Here is a 1358-nt window from a genome sequence, read left to right as displayed (position 1 = left end):
TGCACGCAACCCAGAGAGAATCGATGATCTCCCAATCCATCTTCAAGGCATATGACATTCGCGGTGTGGTCGGCAAGACGCTCGACGCCGACACGGCGCGCGCGATCGGCCGGGCATTCGGCAGCGAAGTGCGCGCCCAGGGCGGCGACGCGGTCGTCGTCGCGCGCGACGGCCGCCTGTCGGGGCCCGAGCTCGTCGGCGCGCTCGCCGATGGCCTGCGTGCGGCGGGCGTCGACGTCGTCGACGTCGGCATGGTGCCCACGCCGGTCGGCTATTTCGCGGCGAGCGTGCCGCTTGCGCTGAAGGACGGCGAGCGCCGCGTCGATTCGTGCATCGTCGTCACCGGCAGCCACAACCCGCCCGACTACAACGGCTTCAAGATGGTGCTGCGCGGCGCGGCGATCTACGGCGAGCAGATCCAGGCGCTGTACCGCCGCATCGTCGACGAGCGCTATGAAACGGGCAGCGGCGCGTTCGAGCAGTTCGATGTCGCCGATCAGTACATCGCGCGCATCGTTGGCGACGTGAAGCTCGCGCGCCCGCTGAAGCTGGTCGTCGACGCCGGCAACGGCGTCGCGGGCCCGCTCGCGACGCGCCTGTTCAAGGCGCTCGGCTGCACGCTCGTCGAGCGCTTCACCGACATCGACGGCACGTTCCCGAACCACCACCCCGATCCCGCGCACCCGGAAAACCTGCAGGACGTGATCCAGGCGCTGAAGGATACCGACGCCGAACTCGGCTTCGCGTTCGACGGCGACGGCGACCGCCTGGGCGTCGTCACGAAGGACGGCCAGATCATCTTCCCGGACCGCCAGCTGATGCTGTTCGCGGAAGAAGTGCTGTCGCGCAACCCGGGCGCGCAGATCATCTACGACGTGAAGTGCACGCGCCATCTCGCACAGTGGGTGAAGGCGAAGGGCGGCGAGCCGCTGATGTGGAAGACGGGCCATTCGCTCGTGAAGGCGAAGCTGCGCGAGACGGGCGCACCGCTCGCGGGCGAGATGAGCGGCCACGTGTTCTTCAAGGATCGCTGGTACGGCTTCGACGACGGTCTCTACACGGGCGCGCGCCTGCTCGAGATCCTCGCGAAGACGGCCGATCCGAGCGCGCTGCTCAACGCGCTGCCGGACGCGATGAGCACGCCGGAGCTGCAGCTCAAGCTCGAGGAGGGCGAGAACTTCCGCCTGATCGAGAAGCTGCAGAAGGAAGCGAAGTTCGACGGCGCCGACGAAGTCGTGACGATCGACGGCCTGCGCGTCGAGTACCCGGACGGCTTCGGCCTCGCGCGTTCGTCGAACACGACGCCGGTGGTCGTGCTGCGCTTTGAAGCGGAGACCAAGGAAGGGCTCGAGCGCATC

General features: G+C 67.9%; 1 protein-coding gene. It reads left to right on the top strand.

Going from position 1 to position 1358, the window contains the following annotated elements:
* Positions 1 to 23: 23 nt before the first annotated feature.
* Positions 24 to 1358 (top strand): phosphomannomutase/phosphoglucomutase (locus tag DIE17_RS36980; RefSeq protein ID WP_148095676.1); only part of this gene is annotated, 1335 nt, incomplete at its 3' end.

Source organism: Burkholderia sp. Bp9099, from assembly GCF_003857805.1.
In the GTDB taxonomy this organism is placed as follows: Bacteria; Pseudomonadota; Gammaproteobacteria; order Burkholderiales; family Burkholderiaceae; genus Burkholderia.
This window is presented reverse-complemented; position numbering and strand designations above follow the sequence as displayed.